This is a genomic window from Actinoplanes sp. 13, assembly GCF_056134165.1.
In genome coordinates this window covers 294,431-312,145 of record NZ_JBVYOQ010000005.1, presented here as the reverse complement: position 1 = coordinate 312,145, position 17,715 = coordinate 294,431, and the positions used below count along the sequence as shown (strand labels likewise).

The 17,715-nt window shown below is 69.7% G+C and carries 16 protein-coding genes; 8 read left to right on the top strand and 8 right to left on the bottom strand.

Annotated elements, in window-relative coordinates:
• Positions 1-9: 9 nt before the first annotated feature.
• Positions 10-1,923, bottom strand: coding sequence for a purple acid phosphatase family protein (locus AC0NH5_RS13970; RefSeq protein ID WP_474403530.1), 1,914 nt, complete (start codon positions 1,921-1,923; stop codon positions 10-12).
• Positions 1,924-1,984: 61 nt separating this feature from the next.
• Between AC0NH5_RS13970 and AC0NH5_RS13965 the strand changes: the two genes are divergently transcribed.
• The gene (locus tag AC0NH5_RS13965) at positions 1,985-3,136 is read left to right on the top strand and encodes an RtcB family protein (protein ID WP_474403528.1); all 1,152 of its coding nucleotides are present in this window, start codon (positions 1,985-1,987) and stop codon (positions 3,134-3,136) included.
• 480 nt (positions 3,137-3,616) lie between these two features.
• On the opposite strand, the gene AC0NH5_RS13960 is transcribed toward AC0NH5_RS13965, so the two are convergent.
• Entirely contained in the window at positions 3,617-4,393 is a 777-nt protein-coding gene (locus AC0NH5_RS13960) for a glycosyltransferase family 2 protein (protein ID WP_474403526.1), read from the bottom strand.
• Positions 4,394-4,520: 127 nt separating this feature from the next.
• Between AC0NH5_RS13960 and AC0NH5_RS13955 the strand changes: the two genes are divergently transcribed.
• Positions 4,521-5,579 carry a hypothetical protein gene (locus AC0NH5_RS13955; RefSeq protein WP_474403524.1) on the top strand — a complete coding sequence of 353 codons (1,059 nt, stop codon included), beginning with the start codon at positions 4,521-4,523 and terminating at the stop codon, positions 5,577-5,579.
• Positions 5,580-5,585: 6 nt separating this feature from the next.
• Here the strand turns inward: AC0NH5_RS13955 and AC0NH5_RS13950 are convergent, their stop codons facing one another.
• Positions 5,586-6,851 carry an MFS transporter gene (locus AC0NH5_RS13950; RefSeq protein WP_474403522.1) on the bottom strand — a complete coding sequence of 422 codons (1,266 nt, stop codon included), beginning with the start codon at positions 6,849-6,851 and terminating at the stop codon, positions 5,586-5,588.
• 46 nt (positions 6,852-6,897) lie between these two features.
• Between AC0NH5_RS13950 and AC0NH5_RS13945 the strand changes: the two genes are divergently transcribed.
• Entirely contained in the window at positions 6,898-7,797 is a 900-nt protein-coding gene (locus tag AC0NH5_RS13945; RefSeq protein ID WP_474403519.1) for an alpha/beta fold hydrolase, read from the top strand.
• 23 nt (positions 7,798-7,820) lie between these two features.
• Positions 7,821-8,951: a MalY/PatB family protein gene (locus AC0NH5_RS13940; protein WP_474403780.1), complete on the top strand. Its 1,131-nt coding sequence runs from the start codon at positions 7,821-7,823 to the stop codon at positions 8,949-8,951.
• Here AC0NH5_RS13940 and AC0NH5_RS13935 read toward each other — a convergent pair.
• The 5 genes from AC0NH5_RS13935 to AC0NH5_RS13915 all read right to left on the bottom strand — a co-directional run bounded on the left by AC0NH5_RS13935 (position 8,931) and on the right by AC0NH5_RS13915 (position 13,326).
• The gene (locus AC0NH5_RS13935) at positions 8,931-9,563 is read right to left on the bottom strand and encodes a class F sortase (RefSeq protein WP_474403517.1); all 633 of its coding nucleotides are present in this window, start codon (positions 9,561-9,563) and stop codon (positions 8,931-8,933) included. The genes AC0NH5_RS13940 and AC0NH5_RS13935 overlap by 21 nt on opposite strands.
• The gene (locus tag AC0NH5_RS13930; protein WP_474403515.1) at positions 9,560-10,360 is read right to left on the bottom strand and encodes a hypothetical protein; all 801 of its coding nucleotides are present in this window, start codon (positions 10,358-10,360) and stop codon (positions 9,560-9,562) included. The genes AC0NH5_RS13935 and AC0NH5_RS13930 overlap by 4 nt, the downstream gene beginning before the upstream one ends.
• Positions 10,361-10,395: 35 nt before the next feature.
• Positions 10,396-11,910, bottom strand: a complete 1,515-nt coding sequence (locus AC0NH5_RS13925; RefSeq protein WP_474403513.1) for a serine/threonine-protein kinase — start codon at positions 11,908-11,910, stop codon at positions 10,396-10,398.
• A gap of 64 nt (positions 11,911-11,974) precedes the next feature.
• Positions 11,975-12,721, bottom strand: a complete 747-nt coding sequence (locus tag AC0NH5_RS13920; protein ID WP_474403511.1) for an anti-sigma factor — start codon at positions 12,719-12,721, stop codon at positions 11,975-11,977.
• A complete protein-coding gene (locus AC0NH5_RS13915; RefSeq protein WP_474403509.1) occupies positions 12,718-13,326 on the bottom strand; it encodes a sigma-70 family RNA polymerase sigma factor in 609 nt (202 codons plus the stop codon). Before AC0NH5_RS13915 ends, AC0NH5_RS13920 begins: the two co-directional genes overlap by 4 nt.
• A 112-nt stretch (positions 13,327-13,438) precedes the next feature.
• On the opposite strand from AC0NH5_RS13915, the gene AC0NH5_RS13910 reads away from it, so the two are divergent.
• The 4 genes from AC0NH5_RS13910 to AC0NH5_RS13895 all read left to right on the top strand — a co-directional run bounded on the left by AC0NH5_RS13910 (position 13,439) and on the right by AC0NH5_RS13895 (position 17,712).
• Complete coding sequence (locus AC0NH5_RS13910; RefSeq protein WP_474403507.1) at positions 13,439-14,287, top strand: patatin-like phospholipase family protein; 849 nt, start codon at positions 13,439-13,441, stop codon at positions 14,285-14,287.
• An 18-nt stretch (positions 14,288-14,305) separates the two neighbouring features.
• Positions 14,306-14,746 (top strand): hypothetical protein, encoded by a 441-nt coding sequence (locus AC0NH5_RS13905; protein WP_474403505.1) that lies wholly within the window; start codon positions 14,306-14,308, stop codon positions 14,744-14,746.
• 68 nt (positions 14,747-14,814) lie between these two features.
• Complete coding sequence (locus AC0NH5_RS13900; protein ID WP_474403503.1) at positions 14,815-16,014, top strand: EAL domain-containing protein; 1,200 nt, start codon at positions 14,815-14,817, stop codon at positions 16,012-16,014.
• Positions 16,015-16,419: 405 nt separating this feature from the next.
• On the top strand, positions 16,420-17,712 hold the full coding sequence (locus tag AC0NH5_RS13895) for a WXG100 family type VII secretion target (protein ID WP_474403501.1): 1,293 nt from the start codon (positions 16,420-16,422) through the stop codon (positions 17,710-17,712).
• Positions 17,713-17,715 lie beyond the last annotated feature (3 nt).

The window sequence follows — 17,715 nt, the reverse complement described above, 5'->3', positions numbered from 1 at the left end:
GCGCCAGGCCTACCCATCGCTGAGCCTTCCCAAACCCGCCGTACGCTCCAGTGTGATGCGATCGATCTCCGTGTACGGCTGTTTGGTGCCGGGGAGCGCGTCGGCCAGGCTGCGCACGACCATCGTGGTGCGCGCCCCCTTGGCCGCCGGCCGCACGTCGACCGCGATGAAGGCGTAGTTGTCGTAGCGTACCTGCGACCAGTCGATCGTCTCCGGCACCCGGCTGCCACCGCGGTGACCGAGCGTCTTGGTCTTGCTGTCCGCGGTGGACCAGTAATAGCTGTTCACGATGTTCTCGGTGTTGTTCTCCCGGGAGTTCTTCCCGCCGGGCGGCTGGTAACCGCGGTACCGCTGACCGGCCGGCAACTTCTGCGGCCCCTTCGGCTTGACACCCTCGGGTGGCGGCGCCTTGGGGCTGGGCGCCTGCCGGAACGGGTACCGGGGCCGGCCGCCGGAGCCGACGCAGAGATAGGTGACGCCGTCCTGGGCCGGGTGGATCGTCGAGCCGTCCGGGGCGGCCCTGGTCCGCCGGCCGTACCTGATCGGGTCGGTGCGTTCCAGCAGGTGGTTGTGGCCCTGCACGACCAGGTCGACCTGATATTTGCTGAACAGCGGGTCGATGGCGTCGCGCACCCCGCCGTCGGAGGCGTGGCTGTCGGTGGTCGAGTACGCGCAGTGGTGCAGGAACGCCACGATGAAGTCGACCTGCCCGGCCATGTCCCCGGTACGCCACCGCTTCAGTGTGCTCTTCAGCCATGTGACCTGGCTGCCGCCGGAATACCCGGTGTTCGTCTGCAACTCGGCGGAGAGGTCGTTGGCGTCCACCGAGACCACACCGACGTTGCCGTAGACGAACCGGTACACCGACGGGCAGCCCTTCGGCCCGTTGTCCGGGAAGTCCAGCCGGTCCACCAGCCCGCCGTAACCGTGGGTGCCGTAGAGCGGCTCCATGTCGTGGTTGCCGGTGGCGAACATCCACGGCGTGTAAGCGGCGAGCGGCTCGATCTGGTTGAGGAAGACATCCCAGACGTACGGGTTGTAGAGGTTCTTGCCCTTCGGCGCGCTCCGGGTCAGCGCGGTGGTGTCGTCGGCCGGCAGCCCCTGCCCGGACGGGTTGGCGTAACAGATGTCGCCGGCCAGCAGCGTGAACACCGGCTTCTGGGTGGCCATCAGCAGGGTCTGGGTGAGCGCCGGCCGCTTGTCGGTACCGTGCAGCCCGGCGACCGGGTCGTCCGGCAGGTAGGAGTTGTTGTCGAAGACCCCGGCGGGCCAGGTGCCGCCGTTGTCCACCACCGGCTTCGGGATCTGCCCCCAGGCGTACTTCGGGTCGGTCGGCGCGGTGTTGGTCCCGACGTCGGCGAACGCGGTGAAGGTGAACGGCGCGGGCACCCGGGCGTCGTGGGCCGGCGCGGTGGTGAAGTGCGCGTCACCGCTCACGGTGCCGTCCGAGAGCCGCACCCGGTAGTGGTGCACGGTGTCCGCGCGCAGGCCGGCGATCTGCGCCTTGAGATAGAACTGGCTGCCGACCGGGCCGCCCGGGATCGGGTAGCGGCCGAGAAGGTGCCGGATCTCCGCCTCGACCTTCGTGCCGTACTGCCCGGGAGCGGCGCCGACCTCGACATATGCCTTCAGCTTGGCGGGCAGGCTGCCGGTCTTGCTGACCAGCTGGGCGGTCACCGCCATGGCCGGCTTCAAGGCGCCGTCGGCGCCGGGCACGAACGACAGGTGCCGGCCGGCGACCACCACGCCGGCCGGGCCGGCAATCCCGCCCGCGGCGGCGAAGGCACTCTCGGTCAGCTGATATTGGGCGTACGCGTAACCGCCGGCACCCGCCATCGCCGCTGTCAACAGCGAGCGCCGGGAGACGCGGTGGCGCGCGTGATCGCGGACCTGGTCGTCGGTGTACTCGTCGAGCGTGCTCACGTCGTCATCCTGATGGTCTGGGGGCCGGAGATGTTCCGATTCGGCGGAATACGCTGACTGGATGCAACGGGTAAACGACCGTCTTCTCAACTGGGCAAGCATCATCGAGCCGGAAACTCTGCAACAGGCCGAGAAGGCGTCGCGGTTGCCGTTCATCCACCCGCACATCGCGCTGATGCCGGACGCCCACCTGGGCAAGGGCGCCACCGTCGGCTCGGTCATCCCGACGCTCGGCGCGATCATCCCGGCCGCGGTCGGCGTGGACATCGGCTGCGGCATGGCGGCGGTGCGCACCCAGTACCACCGGGACGACCTCCCGGCCGGCCTGAACCGGCTGCGGGTCGCCGTCGAACAGGCGATCCCGCTGTCGGCCGGCGGCTACAACACCCGGCTCACCGCATCGGCGCGGGCCCGGGTGGACCGGCTGGCGGCCGCTTTCGACCCCGGCCGGTACGCGAAGAACTGGACCCTGCAGCTGGGGTCGCTCGGCAGCGGCAACCATTTCATCGAGGTCTGCCACGACGAGACCGGCATGATCTGGCTGTTCCTGCACTCCGGTTCCCGCGGCATCGGCAACAAGATCGCCGCCCACCACATCAGGGTCGCGCAGAACCTGATGTCCCAGCGCCGGATCGCCCTGCCGGACCGCGACCTGGCCTACCTGACCGAGGGCACCGACGAGTTCGACGCGTACCTGCGCGAGCTGCGCTGGGCGCAGGACTTCGCCCTGGCCAACCGCGACGAGATGATGGACCGGGTGATCGCCTGCTTCGCCGAGTTCGTCGGCGGCCCGGTGCACGAGGCGGAACGGGTGCAGTGCCACCACAACTACACGTCCCGGGAGACCCACTTCGGCGAACAGGTGTGGCTGTCCCGCAAAGGCGCGATCAACGCGGCCGCCGGCGTGCCCGGCCTGATCCCCGGCTCGATGGGAGACGCCTCCTACGTCGTCACCGGCAAGGGCAACGCGGACTCACTGAACTCGTCACCGCACGGGGCGGGCCGTGCCTACTCCCGATCGCGGGCGCGCCGGACCTTCACCCGGCAGCAGCTGCGCAAGGCGATGGAGGGCATCGAGTTCCGCGACACGGACGCCTTCCTGGACGAGATCCCGCAGGCGTACAAACCGATCGACGTGGTGATGGCGGACGCCGCCGACCTGGTCGAGATCCGGCACACCCTCCGCCAGCTGGTCAACGTCAAAGGCGACTGAATTCGCTTGTCCCTACCTTTCCCGCAGCATGGTGGCCCATGCAGGCCCGGCCAATCGTCTTTACGCCTACTCTTTTTCATTGGGAATATACTCAACGCATTCTAGAGTGACTCCAGCACCATTTCCCGAAAGCTGAATATCGTGTTGCCGTGTCATTCTGCCGGTGGCTAGGCGACGCGGTGCAGACGCACGCAGCACATGCGGTGATCCGCGCAGTGCCAGCGGTGACGTCTGAGGGTTCCGCCGATCGACTCTCTCGGATCAACGTCGAATTGCCTTTTATCTACTGCTTCGGCATCGCTGCCTGCGGTTGGGGACGGCGCGCAACGCGCGGGCTTCAGCCGCGCGGCCGGGACTGTTGTCGGCACGGGGGCCGGTCATGTCAGTTGTATTTCTCCGAACATCCGGAGAGCGATCCGTGACAAGCGCTGTCCGATCGAGGTCATCATGGTCTACGCCGCAAACCACGGGAGCTGTGAACTACCTTCCGAGCGGGTGGACGTGACTCAACTGGCGGCGCGACATGCGCTCACTCTCCGCGCGTTCCTGCTCATTGGGGCCGTGGCTCCGAGCTCCACTCAGAATCGCGGATGTGATATCGAGCCCCGCTCGAATCCCGTAGTCCAGCGAAGATCTTATCAAACGACTGGCACCGAATTTCCGTTCATCGAAGTGAATGGGCACCTCCAGCACGGACATCCCTTGGCGCCCTGCTAATATGATCTGCGCCTGGGTGTAGGTGTACTTGGCTTCGATAAGGCAACGCGACGCCAAGTCCGCGGTGAAGGCGCGGTATCCGCTCTGAGTGTCCGACAGCGGGAGGCCAGAAATTCCGGAGATACATCTGGAAAGTATTCGGTTGGCCGCATATCTACCTTCCGGCATGTGCGGGGGCCGCTGCCACAGTCTATTGCCGATCACGAGATCGGCTCCGCTGTAGAGTGGTTCAAGAAGCTTCTTCAGGTCTTCGGCCCGATATTGACCATCGGCGTCGGTGTGCACCACCCATCGCGCACCAGCCTGTAGTGCTGAATTAACTCCGAATTGAAATGACTGAGCCAGGCCGCCAACGCTGGAGCGGCGTACCTCAGATGCGCCGGCGGCCACAGCGCGGGCTCGGGTTCTGTCACGGGAGCTATCGTCCACGACGATTATGCGAAGTTTGACCCCGAGGCGATCTGCTTCAGTGCCGAACGCTTCCACCACGCGTCCGACTGTGTCCTCCTCGTCTTTGGCTGTAATCACCAATGCGAGCACTTCACTCCAGGGTTAGGTGAGAATATGGCAGGCCTCAAATAGTACAGGTTTATCCGGCGGTTGCAATCAACTCGGCCGTTCGCTGGAGGGCCTTGTCATGCATCGATGAATCTTGCAGAATGGCCGGGTGCATCTACTTGTCGGGGCGACGCTGGTCATGCTGCTGGCGTTGGTCAAGTCCGTCGCCTTGGTGAACGCGGTTGGCTGGGCATCGAAGCATGCATCGCGCTACGAAGCCGATTACCGTTTAGATCAACCTGCTGACATCTTCGAACTTGCGGCCTTGTTCAAGAGGAACAAGGCCGACTTCTTCCCTTTTGGGGCGAAGTGGTATAAAATTCGCAAGGTTTATACGGCTAGAAGCGATGATGGGCTGGCGCGAAGGGCAGCCAGGCTGGTCCTGAAGGTAGCAAGTAAGATATTCATCAGCGGAGCCGGGTTCATCCTTCTTTCGGTAGCATTTTTGGTCCTCGTGAACGCCTTCGTCCCACGTATGGGATTTCCGCTGGGCTTGATAGTTGTAGTGCTCGCTGAGTGGGTAATCATCTACAATATAGGGCTTCTTTGTGAAGCCATCGCATGGTATCTCACTGTCGGGCGCTATGCTAGGTCGTACTTCATGACAGAATTTCGGCACGGCGAGACGGGGGGAGCTGGCGAAGCCCCGTCGGTCGTCTCGAATGAATCAGTGGTCGCGCGCCGCGACAATGGATCCGTCCTCAACGAGTTGTCGGTATTCGGCATCCTGGTGAGTTTCGTTATTCTAAGCTTAGTGGTCTCGGTATCAACGATTCAGCGTCACTTCGGCGGTTTCAATGGGATCGGCGAGGACGGCGGCGCCCTGGGCGAGCTGCGCAGATTGAGCGATTCGCTCTATTATGTAATGTCAACCATTACCACTATGGGTGATGACTCGGTAGATCTGAAAACCTCGCCCGCGAAGTTTGGTGGCGCTATAGTTGTCATATCCGGCATCTTTATTATCACCTTTGCGCTGGCCGTCTTCTTTTCGGTGGTGTTGCCACGGCAACTATCTGAAGATCTCTCACAGTCCGGCCCCAGGACTCAGAAAAACGTGGACACCGCTGGTTCGAGCATGGAAGCGCGCAAGGCGCCTCAGCCGGTTGTTCGTGCTTCCAAACCGAGGCCTAACAGGACGAGAGGGCGGCGCGGCAGGAGGCGGTGACAGCAGTTACGCGTTCGGCGGGCTGCCTCGGCCTCGGCGTTCCTCATGCGTGCCGCTCCCCGGCGGGTCGGCGCCATACTTGAGCGAGCCGGCACCGTTCCTGAGGCGGCCGGCGATCAGTGGCTCGGCCAGCAGCACCGCCACGGCTGCGACCACCAGCAGGCCGCCGATCAGCGCGGTCGTGCGGGCGCCGGCGTCGGCGAGCACGCCCGCCCCGAGCAGCGAACCCGCCGCGATGCCCACGTTGAAGGCGACCGAGTTGCCCGCCGACGCCATGTCGGTTCGGCCCGGCGCCACCTCCATCACCCGGTTCTGCAGGGCCGGGGTCAGGGCGCCGATCCCGAAGCCGGTGGCGGCCAGCAGGACCGCTGTCGCGGGCTTCGAGTCGGCGGCGGCGTACATGCCGAGCAGGGCGACCATCAGGATCACGAGCGAGCCGATCAGCGTGCCGCGCTGCCACCGGTCGGTGCCGACGCCGCCGGCCGCGATGCCGGCGAAATCGACCACGCCGCGTAACAGCAGCAGCGGCCCGAGGGCGGCGGCGGTGAAGCCGGCCACCTCGGTCAGGAACACCTCGGTGTAGGTGAAGGACGTGTACAGGCCCGCAACCGACAGCGCCGTGGCGATCACCACGATCGCGTAGCGGCGGGCGTCCGGGCTGGTCCCGGTGGCGGCGTGGGTCTCGTCGACGACCACGTCCGGCATGAGTAGGAGAAGGGCGGCGAAGGCGGCCAGCGCCATGCCGGCCAGCGCGAGGAACGCCGCACGCCAGCCGAGGTGCTGACCGATCCAGGTGCCCGCGGGAACCCCGAGCATCGGGCCCAGCGAGGCGCCGGCGAAAACCACCGAGCCGACCCGGCCGCGGATCCGGACATCGAACATGGCTGCGACGATCGGGCTCACAACGGCCCAGAACAGCGCCTGGGTCAGGGCGACCACGACCCTGGTGGCCAGCAGGACGCGGTAGTCGCCGGCGGCCGCGGAGGTGAGCGTGGCCACGACGAGGATCGCCAGGAGCGTGGCCATCAGCTGTCGTCGCGGGATGCGCCGGGTGGCGTACGTCAACGGGAAGGTGACCACCGCGACGGTGACCGCGTAGCCGGTGACCAGCAGACCGGTGGCCGCGAGCGACACGTCGAGGTCGTCGGAGATGAGGGAGAGCAGGCCGATCGGCAGGGTCTCGGTCGCGACGTAGCAGAACGCCGACGTGGCCAGGGCGAGCAGCGCGCCGAGAGCCGGCAGCGGAAGGGCACGGGGCGGCACGGGACGCATCGCGGCATTCTCCATCGACGGCGGGTCCGTGGCAGACTCGGGCCGCATGCAGCGCTTCCGCTCCTGGGACGGCACGGATCTGGCGTACGACCTGGTTGGTTCCGGACCGCCGCTGGTGTGTGTTCCCGGTGGCCCGGGTCAGGCCGTCGCGTACCTCGGCGAGCTGGGTGGTCTCAGCGAGCATCGGACGTTGATCCTGCTGGACAACCGGGGTACGGGCGCGTCGCCGGTTCCCGAGGATCCCGGCACGTACCGGGTCGACCGGCTCGTCGAAGACGTCGAGGCGCTGCGTGTCCATCTTCAGCTCGACCGCATCGACCTGCTCGGACACTCGGCCAGCGGCGGGACCTGCATGCTGTACGCGGTCGACCATCCGCATCGCCTCGACCACCTCGTGCTGGTGGCTCCGTCCCTGCGGGTGGCCGGCATCCCGTCGGATCTTGGCGTGGGCGAGGTGCTGGCCCGCAGGGCTCACGAACCGTGGTACGCCGACGCGGTCACCGCGCTGCACGCCGAGGCCGCGTCGCCGGAGGAGTCGGAGCAGTACCGTCGGCTGGCGGCACCCCTGCTGTACGGGTGCTGGCACGCCGCGGCCCAGGCGCAGGCAGCCGCCGAGCCCGCCCAGTTCGCCCGGCCGGCCACGGACGGGTTCTACGCCGGCTTCGAACCGGACCCGGCGACACCCGGGCGGCTCGCGGCGCTCGACGTGCCGGTGCTGCTGGTCGCCGGTGAGTACGACATCTGGCCGACCTGCCGGTCCGTCCGCGAGCTGGCCGCCACCATGCCCCACACCGAGGTGGTGGAACTGGAGCGTGTCGGGCACTTCCCCTGGGTGGACGACCCGGCCGTGTTCGTGGCCGCCGTGGAAGGCTTCCTGTTGCGACGCCGGCCGACACCGGCCGCCTGGCAAGCGGCGGCCGGTGATCTGCCTAGGCTGGAGCGGTGACCGAGACGAACCCGCTGCGCCGGATGTCCCTGGCGGAGCTGCGCCGGCGGACCAGTGAGAAGTGGCGGCAATACCCGGACGACGTCCTGCCGATGTTCGTGGCCGAGATGGACGTGCCGCTGGCGGAGCCGGTTCAGGAGGCGATCGTCGACGCGGTGCGGCGCGGCGACACCGGTTATCCGGCCGGAACCGGCTATGCGGAGGCGTTCGCGGGGTTCGCCGGGAAGCGGTGGGGCTGGGACGGCCTTGCCGTGGAGCGGACCACGATGGTTCCGGACGTGATGGGCGGCATCCTCGAGGTGCTCGACGTGATCTGCGGGCGCTCCGGCGCCGTGGTGGTCAACAGCCCGGTCTATCCGCCGTTCTACTTCTGCGTGGAGCACACCGGGCGGCCGGTCGAGGAGGCGCCGCTGGGTGGGGACGGCCGGATCGACTTCGAGGTCCTCGATGAGGCGTTCGAGCGGGCCGCGCGGCGGGGACCGCGGCCGGCGTACCTGCTGTGCAGCCCGCACAACCCGACCGGCACGGTGCACACCGCCGCTGAACTCGCTCAGGCCGCGGAGCTGGCCGACCGCCACGGTGTCCGGGTGGTGGCCGACGAGATCCACGCTCCGCTGGTGCTGCCGGGCGCCACTTTCGTGCCCTATCTCAGCGTGCCGGGCGCGGAGAGCGGCTTCGCGGTGCTGTCGGCCTCCAAGGCGTGGAACCTCGCCGGGGTCAAGGCGGCGATCGCGGTCGCCGGGCCGGGCGCGGTGGGCGACCTCGCCCGTATCCCCTTCTGGATCAACGAGAGTCCCAGCCATCTCGGCGTCCTCGCGCACACCGTGGCGCTGCGTGACGGCGGGGACTGGCTCGACGCCCTGCTGGCCGGCCTGGACGACAACCGGCGGCTGCTGACCGAACAGCTGGCGGAGCACCTGCCGGAGGTCCGCTACCGGCCCGGCGAGGGTACCTATCTGGCCTGGCTGGACTGCCGCGCCCTCGGGCTCGGGGACGACCCGGCCCAGGTCTTCCTGGATGAGGGCCGGGTCGCGTTGAGTTCCGGGCCGACGTTCGGCACCGGGGGCGCCGGGCACGCCCGCCTCAACATCGGCACCGCACCTGAATTGATCATCGAGGCGGTCCGCCGGATGTCAGCGCGCGGTGCCGGCTGACCGCAGGGCGGCGAACACCACGATGTTGTCGACGTAGTGGCGGGTCCGGCTGTCGAAGTCACCGCCGCAGGTGATCAGGCGCAGCCCGGCGTGGTCGACCGCGCCGTAGACGGCGTCCGACGGGAACGCGTCCTTGGCGTACTGCCGGACCTCGGTGACGGCGAAGACCGCGGTGATGCCGTCCCGGCGGGTGACCCGGATGTCGTCCCCGGCGCGCAACGTCGAGATGCGGGCGAAGGTGCCCTCGGCGCCGTGATAGTCGACGTGGCCGGCCAGCACCGCGGGGCCCAGCGATCCGGGCGGCGGCGCCTCGGTGTACCAGCCCACGGTGCGGGCGTCGGTGGGCACCGCCATGCTGCCGTCGGACTGCAGACCGAGGTCGACGATCGGCGCGGTGACGGTCAGGGCGGGGATCTCCACCCGGGTGGGTGGCGAGGCCGGCAGGAGGTCACCCCGGGTGAGGGCACCGGCCGGGGAGGCCGCCGTCGACGTGGCCGCTGAGGACGCGGGCGACGACGCCGACGACGAGGACGAGGTGGCCGGGGCGCCGCACGCCGTGACCCCGGTCAGGACCAGGGTCACGGCGACTGCCGGGGTGAGACGACGGTTCATCGCGGCAGGACGTAGGCGCGACGACGAGCGAAGATCGCAGCGGCGAGTACGGCCAGAGCACCGAGGCCGCCGTACCCGTACCACGCTGCCGCGGGGGTGGACCGCGCGCTGCCGTCGCCGGTGGCCACACCGCCGACCGGGACCGAGCCCGCGGCGGCGCCGGAGACCATGCCGCAGGTCGCCGGGTTGGTGGCCTCCTGCGGGATGCCGCTCAGGCCGCCGGCCTTGGCGAGGGTGGACTCGCCGAGAGCTTCCAGGTCGTACTTGCCGTTGTCGTTGGCGTCGATGCCGTGCTGCACGACGTGCAGGTCCTTGAGGTGCTCGACGGTCCCGGGCGGGAGGTCGCCGCCGGCGATGGTGCGCTCGTACGACAGGTTGCCTTTCGCGTCGGCTGCGGGCATCCGGTCGACGGCGAGGCCGCTGGCCTTGGCGACGTCGCCGGCGGTGGTCAGCGAGACGAAGATGTCGCCGTAGTCGGGCATGCCCTCCTCGGTGGTCAGATAGCCGTCGCCGTCCGCGTCCGCGGACATGCTCGGGCAGTGGAAGTCCATGCCGTCGGTGGAGCCGTGCAGGTGCTGGGCGTGCGGCAAGCCGGGGACCAGGCCGGCGGCCTTGATGCTCACCTTCAGGTCGCCGTTGCCCAGGGCGGTCAGGGTGGCGGTGCCGGTCGCGCCGGAGTTGTTCAGTTCGAGCAGCTTGACGTGCACGGTCTCGGAACCGGACGGGGCAGCGGAGGCGGCCACCGGGGTGGCCAGCAGCAGGGCCGCGGCGGCCGGGATCACCAGCAGTCTGTTCATGAGAGGGATTCGGAGCGCGGTGCCGGCCGGATTGGTCATCTCTGCGATCCGAAGAGATCGACCAGTTGCCGGCGCAGCCGCGCGGTCCGGTCCCAGTCCCCGTCGGCGCAGGCGAACCGCAGCAGATAGGACCGGCTGTCGGAGACGGCGAGCAGCACGCGCCGCTCCCGCAGGGTGGTGTCCGAGTCCGGCCGCCAGGTGTACTCCCAGTCGGCGCCGCCGCGTCTCAGCAGCAGCACACCCATGCTGATCCGGCGATATCCGGGCAGGTCGCCGCGGGACACCGAGGCCTTCTCCCGGCCCTGCCAGTAGGCCAGCGGCTGCCGGGTCACCACCGCGGAGACGTCGACGGTGAACGCCCACCGCCCGTCCGCGTCGGTGAAGCAGACGTCGTTGCCGGCGGCCGCCCGGCGCCAGCCGGCCGGCAGGGCGAGCGCGAACCCGGCCGGATCGCGGAACCAGATCCAGTTCCGGGGCAGCCCGGTGGGCACCCGCGCGGTCGCGGCGGTGACCGGCGAGCTGTCCGGGCCGCACGCCGCGAGAGGCGGCCCGGCCAGCGCAGAGGTGACGACGGGACTCGCGCCGGGGCTGACGGCGGCGCTGGGCACGACGACGACCGGCGCGTCCCGTCCGGTGACGCGGTCGGCCGCGGCAAGGGCCGCCCCGCCGGTGACCGGCACCAGCAGGGCGGTGGCGGCCAGCAGCACCCGGGACCGGGTCAGCAGCGGCCGGCGAGCCGCGACCGGAACCCGGCCCCGCACCGCGCCGTCCTGCACGATCGCCCGCAGCCGTGTCTCCACCTCGGCGGACGACGGCCGGTTCGCCGGGTCCTTGGACAACAGCTCCAGCAGCAGTGCCGGCAGCGGCCCGCCCCGGCTCGGCGGGTCCGGATCCTCGGTGAGCAGCGCCTGCAACGACGCCTCCGGGTCGGAGCGTTTGAACGGCGCCCGTCCCTCCGTGGCGGCGTACAGCGTGGCTCCGAGCGACCACAGGTCAGCCGCCACCCCGCTGCCCCCCGACAGCAGCCGTTCCGGCGCGACGTAGTGCGGCGAACCCAGCCGGGGATCGGGCCCGCCGTCCCGCTCGGTCACCGCGAGACCGATCGTGGCCAGCCCGAAATCGGTCAGCACCACCCGGCCGTCCAGCGCGAGCAGCACGTTGTCCGGTTTCACGTCGCGGTGCAGCACCCCGGCGGCGTGGGCCGCCCGCAGCGCGGCCAGCACGCGCAGCCCGATCCGGGCCACCTCGCGGTGCGGCATCGGGCCGTCGTCGAGGACGGCCAGGTGCAGCGAGCGTGACGGCACATACTCCATCACGATCCACGACTGCTCGTCATGCTGGATCACGTCGAAGACCTTCACCACGCCCGGATGGTCGAGACGGGCCGCGGCCCGGGCCTCCCGGACGGCCTGCGCGGCGAGCGCGGCGGACTGCATGGAGATCTCTTTCACCGCGACCGTACGCTGCAGCAACTCGTCGCGGGCAAGCCAGACCCGCCCCATTCCGCCCTCGCCGATCAGCTCGACGAGCCGGTACCGGCCACCTATCACGTGGGCCCCCGATCTGTTGTCCCGTGGGGATTCGGCGCCGGGGGCGCCACGGATGGGTGCGGGATCAGGTCAATGCGACGAGCGCCTCCAACGGCTGGCTGGGTGTGGTCGCGCTCGGGGCGTTCTCCACGGTCACGCCCACCGCCGAGGCGCCGGGCAGGCCCTCCACGATGCGCACCGCCGCCGATTCGCCCTCGCGCAGCGCGCCGGCCGACGCCGGGGTGGTGCCGCGGATGGTCCACAGCTGGAGGACCCGGCCGGGAACGGGCGGACTGTCGGCACCCAGCATGATCACTCCGGCGCCGGAGAGCCGCGACGACGCCACCGTCACCTGGCCGCCGCTCGCCAGCGGCTGCTCGCGGAGCACCACGTCGGGGGCGGCGAGGATCGACCGGACCCGGGCCTCGTCGGCACGCGCCTGCGCGGCGATCGACTGCGCGTCGCGTACCCGCTGATCCTGAAGAACGTAGACGGCCGTGCCCGCGCCGGTGGCCGCCACCACGACGGCGGCCGCGGCAGCCAGCCGGAGGCGGCGCGACGGCCGCGCCGGACCGCTCACAGTGACCTTGGCGGGACCTGGCGGCGGCAGCTGCCGGGTGTTCGCGACCTCCGCGAGAACGGCGTCGCGCAGCCGCGGCGGGGGCACCGACCAGGCGCCGTCGGCCAGCCGGGCCGCCGCCTCCCGCAGCTCGTCGGCCTCGGCCCGGCAGGCGTCGCAGTCGCGCAGATGCCTGTCGAACGCGGCCCGTTCGATGTCGTCGAGGGCGTCCAGCGCGTACGCCCCGGCCAGCGAATGGATCTCGGAGGTCATGCCGCCACCCCCGCGGAGAGGCAGTCGCGGAGTCTGATCAACCCGTCCCGCATCCGCGACTTGATCGTCGGCAGCGGGACGTTGAGCAGCTCCGAGACCTGGGGGTAGGTATGGCCCTGGTAGTACGCGAGGGTGACCGCCTGCCGCTGCATCTCGGTGAGATCGTCCAGGCAGCGCCGCACCTGCTGACGTTCCAGACGGATCGCGACCTCGTCGGCCACCGAGTCGAACGGCGTGTCGACCGAGGCGGCGCCGACCCGGGCGGTCCGGTCGGCGGACGCCTGCTCGGCACGGACCCGGTCGACGGCCCGGCGGTGCGCGATCGTGAAGACCCACCCGGTCGCCGACCCGCGGGCCGGATCGAACCGGGCGGCGGTGCGCCACACCTCGACCAGCACCTCCTGGGCCACCTCCTCGGCCTGCGCCGGGTCGCGCAGCACCCGGCGGATCAGGCCGTAGACGCGCGGCGCGACCAGGTCGTAGAGCTTGCCGAAAGCGTTCTCGTCGCCGCGGGCCACCGACTTGAGCAACGCCGTGGCGTCCACCGCCGGTTCCGGCCCGGGCCCGACCGGCGTCAGATGGTCCGGTCTGCCGCGCTCTGCCATGGCACTCCGATCTTTGATGCGGTGTCGCCAGGCTATTCGGCGTCCGGCCGCCCGCGGATGGGTCCGACTTTCCGGCGTGGAGATCAACCCGCCGAGATGCTTGGATCAGGGGATGGGCGTGGACGGCAAGGCACTCGTGCTCGGCGGTGGCGGCGTCACCGGTGTGGCCTGGGAGATCGGACTGTTGCACGGACTGGCCGAACACGGTGTCGATCTCACCGATGCCGGCCTGTTCGTCGGGACGTCCGCGGGATCCTCGGTGGCCGCCCAGGTGCTTTCCGGCGTACCCCTCGGTGAGCTTTATGCGGCGCAGATCGCCGACGCCGGCGGGGAGAAGGCCGCCCGTCTGGGTCCCGGCGTCCTGCTGGGTTTTCTGATCGCCGGGCTCTGGCCGGGTGACCCGGCGCGCGGTCGCGCCTGGCTCGGCCGGCGTGCCCTGCGCACCCGCACGGTCCCGGAGGCGGAACGCCGCGCGGTCATCGCCCGGCGCGTCGGCGACGGCGGCTGGCCCTCGGCGGCCCACCTGCGCATCACCGCGGTCGAGGCGGAGACCGGGGAGGTACGGATCTTCGACGCCGGCAGTGGTGTGTCGCTGATCGACGCCGTCGCCGCCAGCTGCGCGGTGCCGCTGGTGTGGCCGCCGGTGACGATCGACGGGAAGCGGTACATCGACGGCGGGGTCCGCACGGTGGCCAATGCCGACCTGGCCGCCGGCAGCCGGCAGGTGGTCGTGCTGGCGCCGACGACCCGGTCGGTCCGCGGGTCCGGCAACCCGCGGGCGCAGATCCAGGCACTCGGACCGGACGTGCGCGGGGCGGTGGTGTCGCCGGACGCGCCCGCCCGGGCCGCCATCGGCGCCAACGTGCTCGACCCGGCCCGGCGCCGTCCGGCCGCCGAAGCCGGCCGCGCGCAGGCCGCCGCCGAGGCGGACCGCCTGCGCGCCGTCTGGGCCGCGACCTGAACGCGGTATTTTGCTCCGATGAGTCTTCTTGATGACGTGGCCGAGCGCGACGGCTGGCGATGCTGGGTGTGCGACGAGCCGGTCGACGCCGACAAATCGGTGAACGACCCGCGCGGCCCCAGCGTCGACAGCCGCACCGCCGACAAGAAGGCCAAGGTCGCCGAGCGGCTCGCGCATCGGGCCTGCAACTCCCGCAAGGGCGCGGTCAAAGTGGTCATCGCCTGGCCGGACCGGCTGCGCGTGGTGGAGCCGGCGCCGCTGATCACCGTCGCCGAACGCCTCGAGCGCAAGGGCGGCCGGGAACTGGTCGCCCGGTGCCCGAGCCGCAAGGACGCCCAGGAGGCCGCGGACTGGCTGGTCGACCGGTTCGCCCGGCTGGCGCCCGGCCTGCCGGTGACCGCGAGCGTCGACGCGGGTGGCGGCCAGTTCCTCGTCGCCCTGGCCACCGGCCGCCGCTGATCGATTCTGCTCAGGCCGGCGCACGGCGGGCCGACAGTGGGGTTCGTCCTTCGGCCAAGGAGAATGTCATGCACGTAGCCGAGACAGCGGTGTGGAAACTCGGTGACTCCGGCCGGACCGAGGTCGAACGGTTGCTCGACAAGGTGCGCACCCACCTGGGCGTGGAAACCGCCTGGGTGTCCTCCTTCGGCGCCGACGAGCTGACGATCTGGGCAGCCACCGGCGCGGTCCAGGAGATGAACATCCCGGTGGGGGAGGGCGCCGACCTGCTGGGCTCGGTGTGCGCCCGGGTGCTGGCCGGGACACTGCCCGACATCGTCCACGACGTCCGCCGCCACCCCGTCACCCGCGACCTGGACGTCACCACCGACCTGCGCCTCGGCTCGTACGCCGGGGTGCCGTGGCGATCCGCGGACGGCGCCGTGGCCGGCATGCTGTGCTGCGCCAGCCGGCATCCCGACCCGTCGCTCGACCAGCGCAGCGTCCGCTACCTGAGCCTGATCGCCGACCTGATCAGCGAACACATGAGCGGCCCCCTCGCGGCGCAACGGCACAGCGCCGCGACCGCCCGCGCCGCGGTGCAGGCAGTGCTGGACAACCAGGCCGTACGCATGGTGTTCCAGCCGATCGTGCGGCTCAGCGACCGGGCAACCGTCGGTCACGAGGCGCTGGCCCGGTTCGAACCAGGCCTGTTCACCGGCCCGGACCGGGCGTTCGCCGCGGCCGCACTGTGCGGCCTCGGGGTGTCGCTCGAACTGCTCACGCTGCGCCGGGCACTGGAACGCCTGCCGTTGCTGCCGGCCGGCGGCTGGCTGGCCGTCAACCTGTCCGCCGAGGCCCTGCTCGACGCCGAGGTGCTGGACATGCTGCTGGCGCACGCCGGCCCGCACCTGCATCTGGAGATCACCGAGCACGCCCCGGTGAGCGATTACGACGCGCTGAGCGAGGCGCTCGGCGCCCTGCGGCAGGCCGGCATCCGGCTGAGCGTCGACGACGCCGGCGCCGGTTTCGCCAGCCTCCAGCACATCTTGAGGCTGCGGCCCGACCTGATCAAACTCGACATCAGCCTGGTCCGGGACATCGACACGGACGTGGTCAAGACGGCGCTGGCCCGCTGCCTCAACGACTTCGCCGGCCAGATCGGCGCCGACCTGATCGCCGAGGGCATCGAAACGGCGGGCGAGCTGGAGCGGCTGACAGAGATCGGTATCGGGTACGGCCAGGGCTACCACCTCGCCCGCCCATCGGATCTGCCCGCCGGCCGGTGATCCTCAGAATGTCCGCCTGGTCACCCGCCTCCGGAAGTGGCCTGACCTTTACTCAGTGATGCCGAGCTCCTGCTTCGGTCGCCGAGGCGGTTGTGGACTGCTGTGACAGGCATACAGTCAGGTCGCCGGCAATGTGGCTGCGCCCTTGCCAAGTCTCGGGCTCCCGGCCCTGGCGTGCTTTCGATTTTATTGACATCTGTGTACTTCGAGCGGCGCGGCGAGCTGATTCCTTGCCTGGCGTGGGGTCCTGGCGTTGACTGGACATCGATGAAGGTGAGGCTGCAGTGGGCAGTGTCGATGCCGCCGGGTCGTTCGTGTCACGTGCGAGTCCAGGCAGTGAGGCCGGCCGGGCGGTGATTGTTTCGTCCGTGGCCAGGGGCCCGGTCAACCGCCTGGATCGCCGGTGTGAGCGATAATCCGCTGGTCGCAGAGGCGCAGAATTCGACTACCTGGTCCAGCGGACTGGGGTTGATCGAGGACGCCCGTCAGGTCAGCGACGGCATCCAGGACAACAGCTGGGTCGATGCCGCCCTGGGTGGTGTGGGCGGAAGTCTCGACGTCCTTGCCGCGGGGATCGATCCGTTGGGTTCGCTGGCCGCGTGGGGCGTCGGCTGGCTGTTGGAACACATCAAGCCGCTCAAGGAGGCGCTTGACCGGCTTGCCGGCAAGCCGGACGAGATCGCCGCGCACGCCACGACCTGGCGTAACGTCTCCGCTGCGGTTGCCGGAACCCATCAGCGGTATGCGTCCGCCGTCCAAACGCAGATCACTGACTGGTTCGGCGCGTCCGGCGACGCCTACCGCGTCCACGCCACCGAGCAACTCGCCGCGGTCCAGGGCATCACGACTGTCACGAACGCGATTGCGTACGCGGTTGAAGGCGCCGGCCTGCTCATCGGGTTGGTAAGCGAGATCGTCCGTGACCTGATCGCCCAGTTCGTGGCCACCCTCGCCGTGCGCCTGCCGCAGTGGCTGGCCGCTGAAGGCCTGACGCTTGGACTGGCCACCCCGGTGGTGGTCGGCCAGGTGTCCGCACTGGTCGCCGAGTGGGCCAACCGGATACAGCACTTCATTCGGGCGCTGCTGAACAGCCTGCGCCGCCTCAACGGCAAGCTCGACGAACTTGCCGGCATCCTTGACCGCCTCAAGCAGTTGCTCACACGGCTGAGCCGCACGGACATGACGGTGGACCCGCTAAACCGCGCTGCAGTCCGGCATCACGGAGGCCACTCCACTCGGCCTAGGAGCGTCCTCGATGTCGAGCGCCAGGACAAGTGGGCAGGAGACGCGTACGACGACATTCGAGCTGAGCCGGATGCTGACGTGATCGCTGCCTCATTACGCGATGCGGACCGCATCGACGGCTCCACCGGCTTCTCCGTGGACGAGATCGAGCGTGTCCGGCAGCACATCTTCTTCGAGGAGCACCCGCTTACCGATTACGACACCGGCGGCATCGTGCATCGGCGGTACGATCCCAGCCCCGACATGGCAGAAGCCTGGCTACGACTCCGCGCTGGGCGGCCCCGGTCCGAGGACGTGGTTCTGATGGAGCACGAATTGGCCGAGGCGCGGTACTACGACGGTCATCCAGGTGCTACTTACAGCGAGGCCCACCACGCGGCCAACGATGTGTCGAACTGGCAAGATCAAATACCGGAGCCGACGTACGAGGACTTTTCCTCACCCTGGAGGTAACTG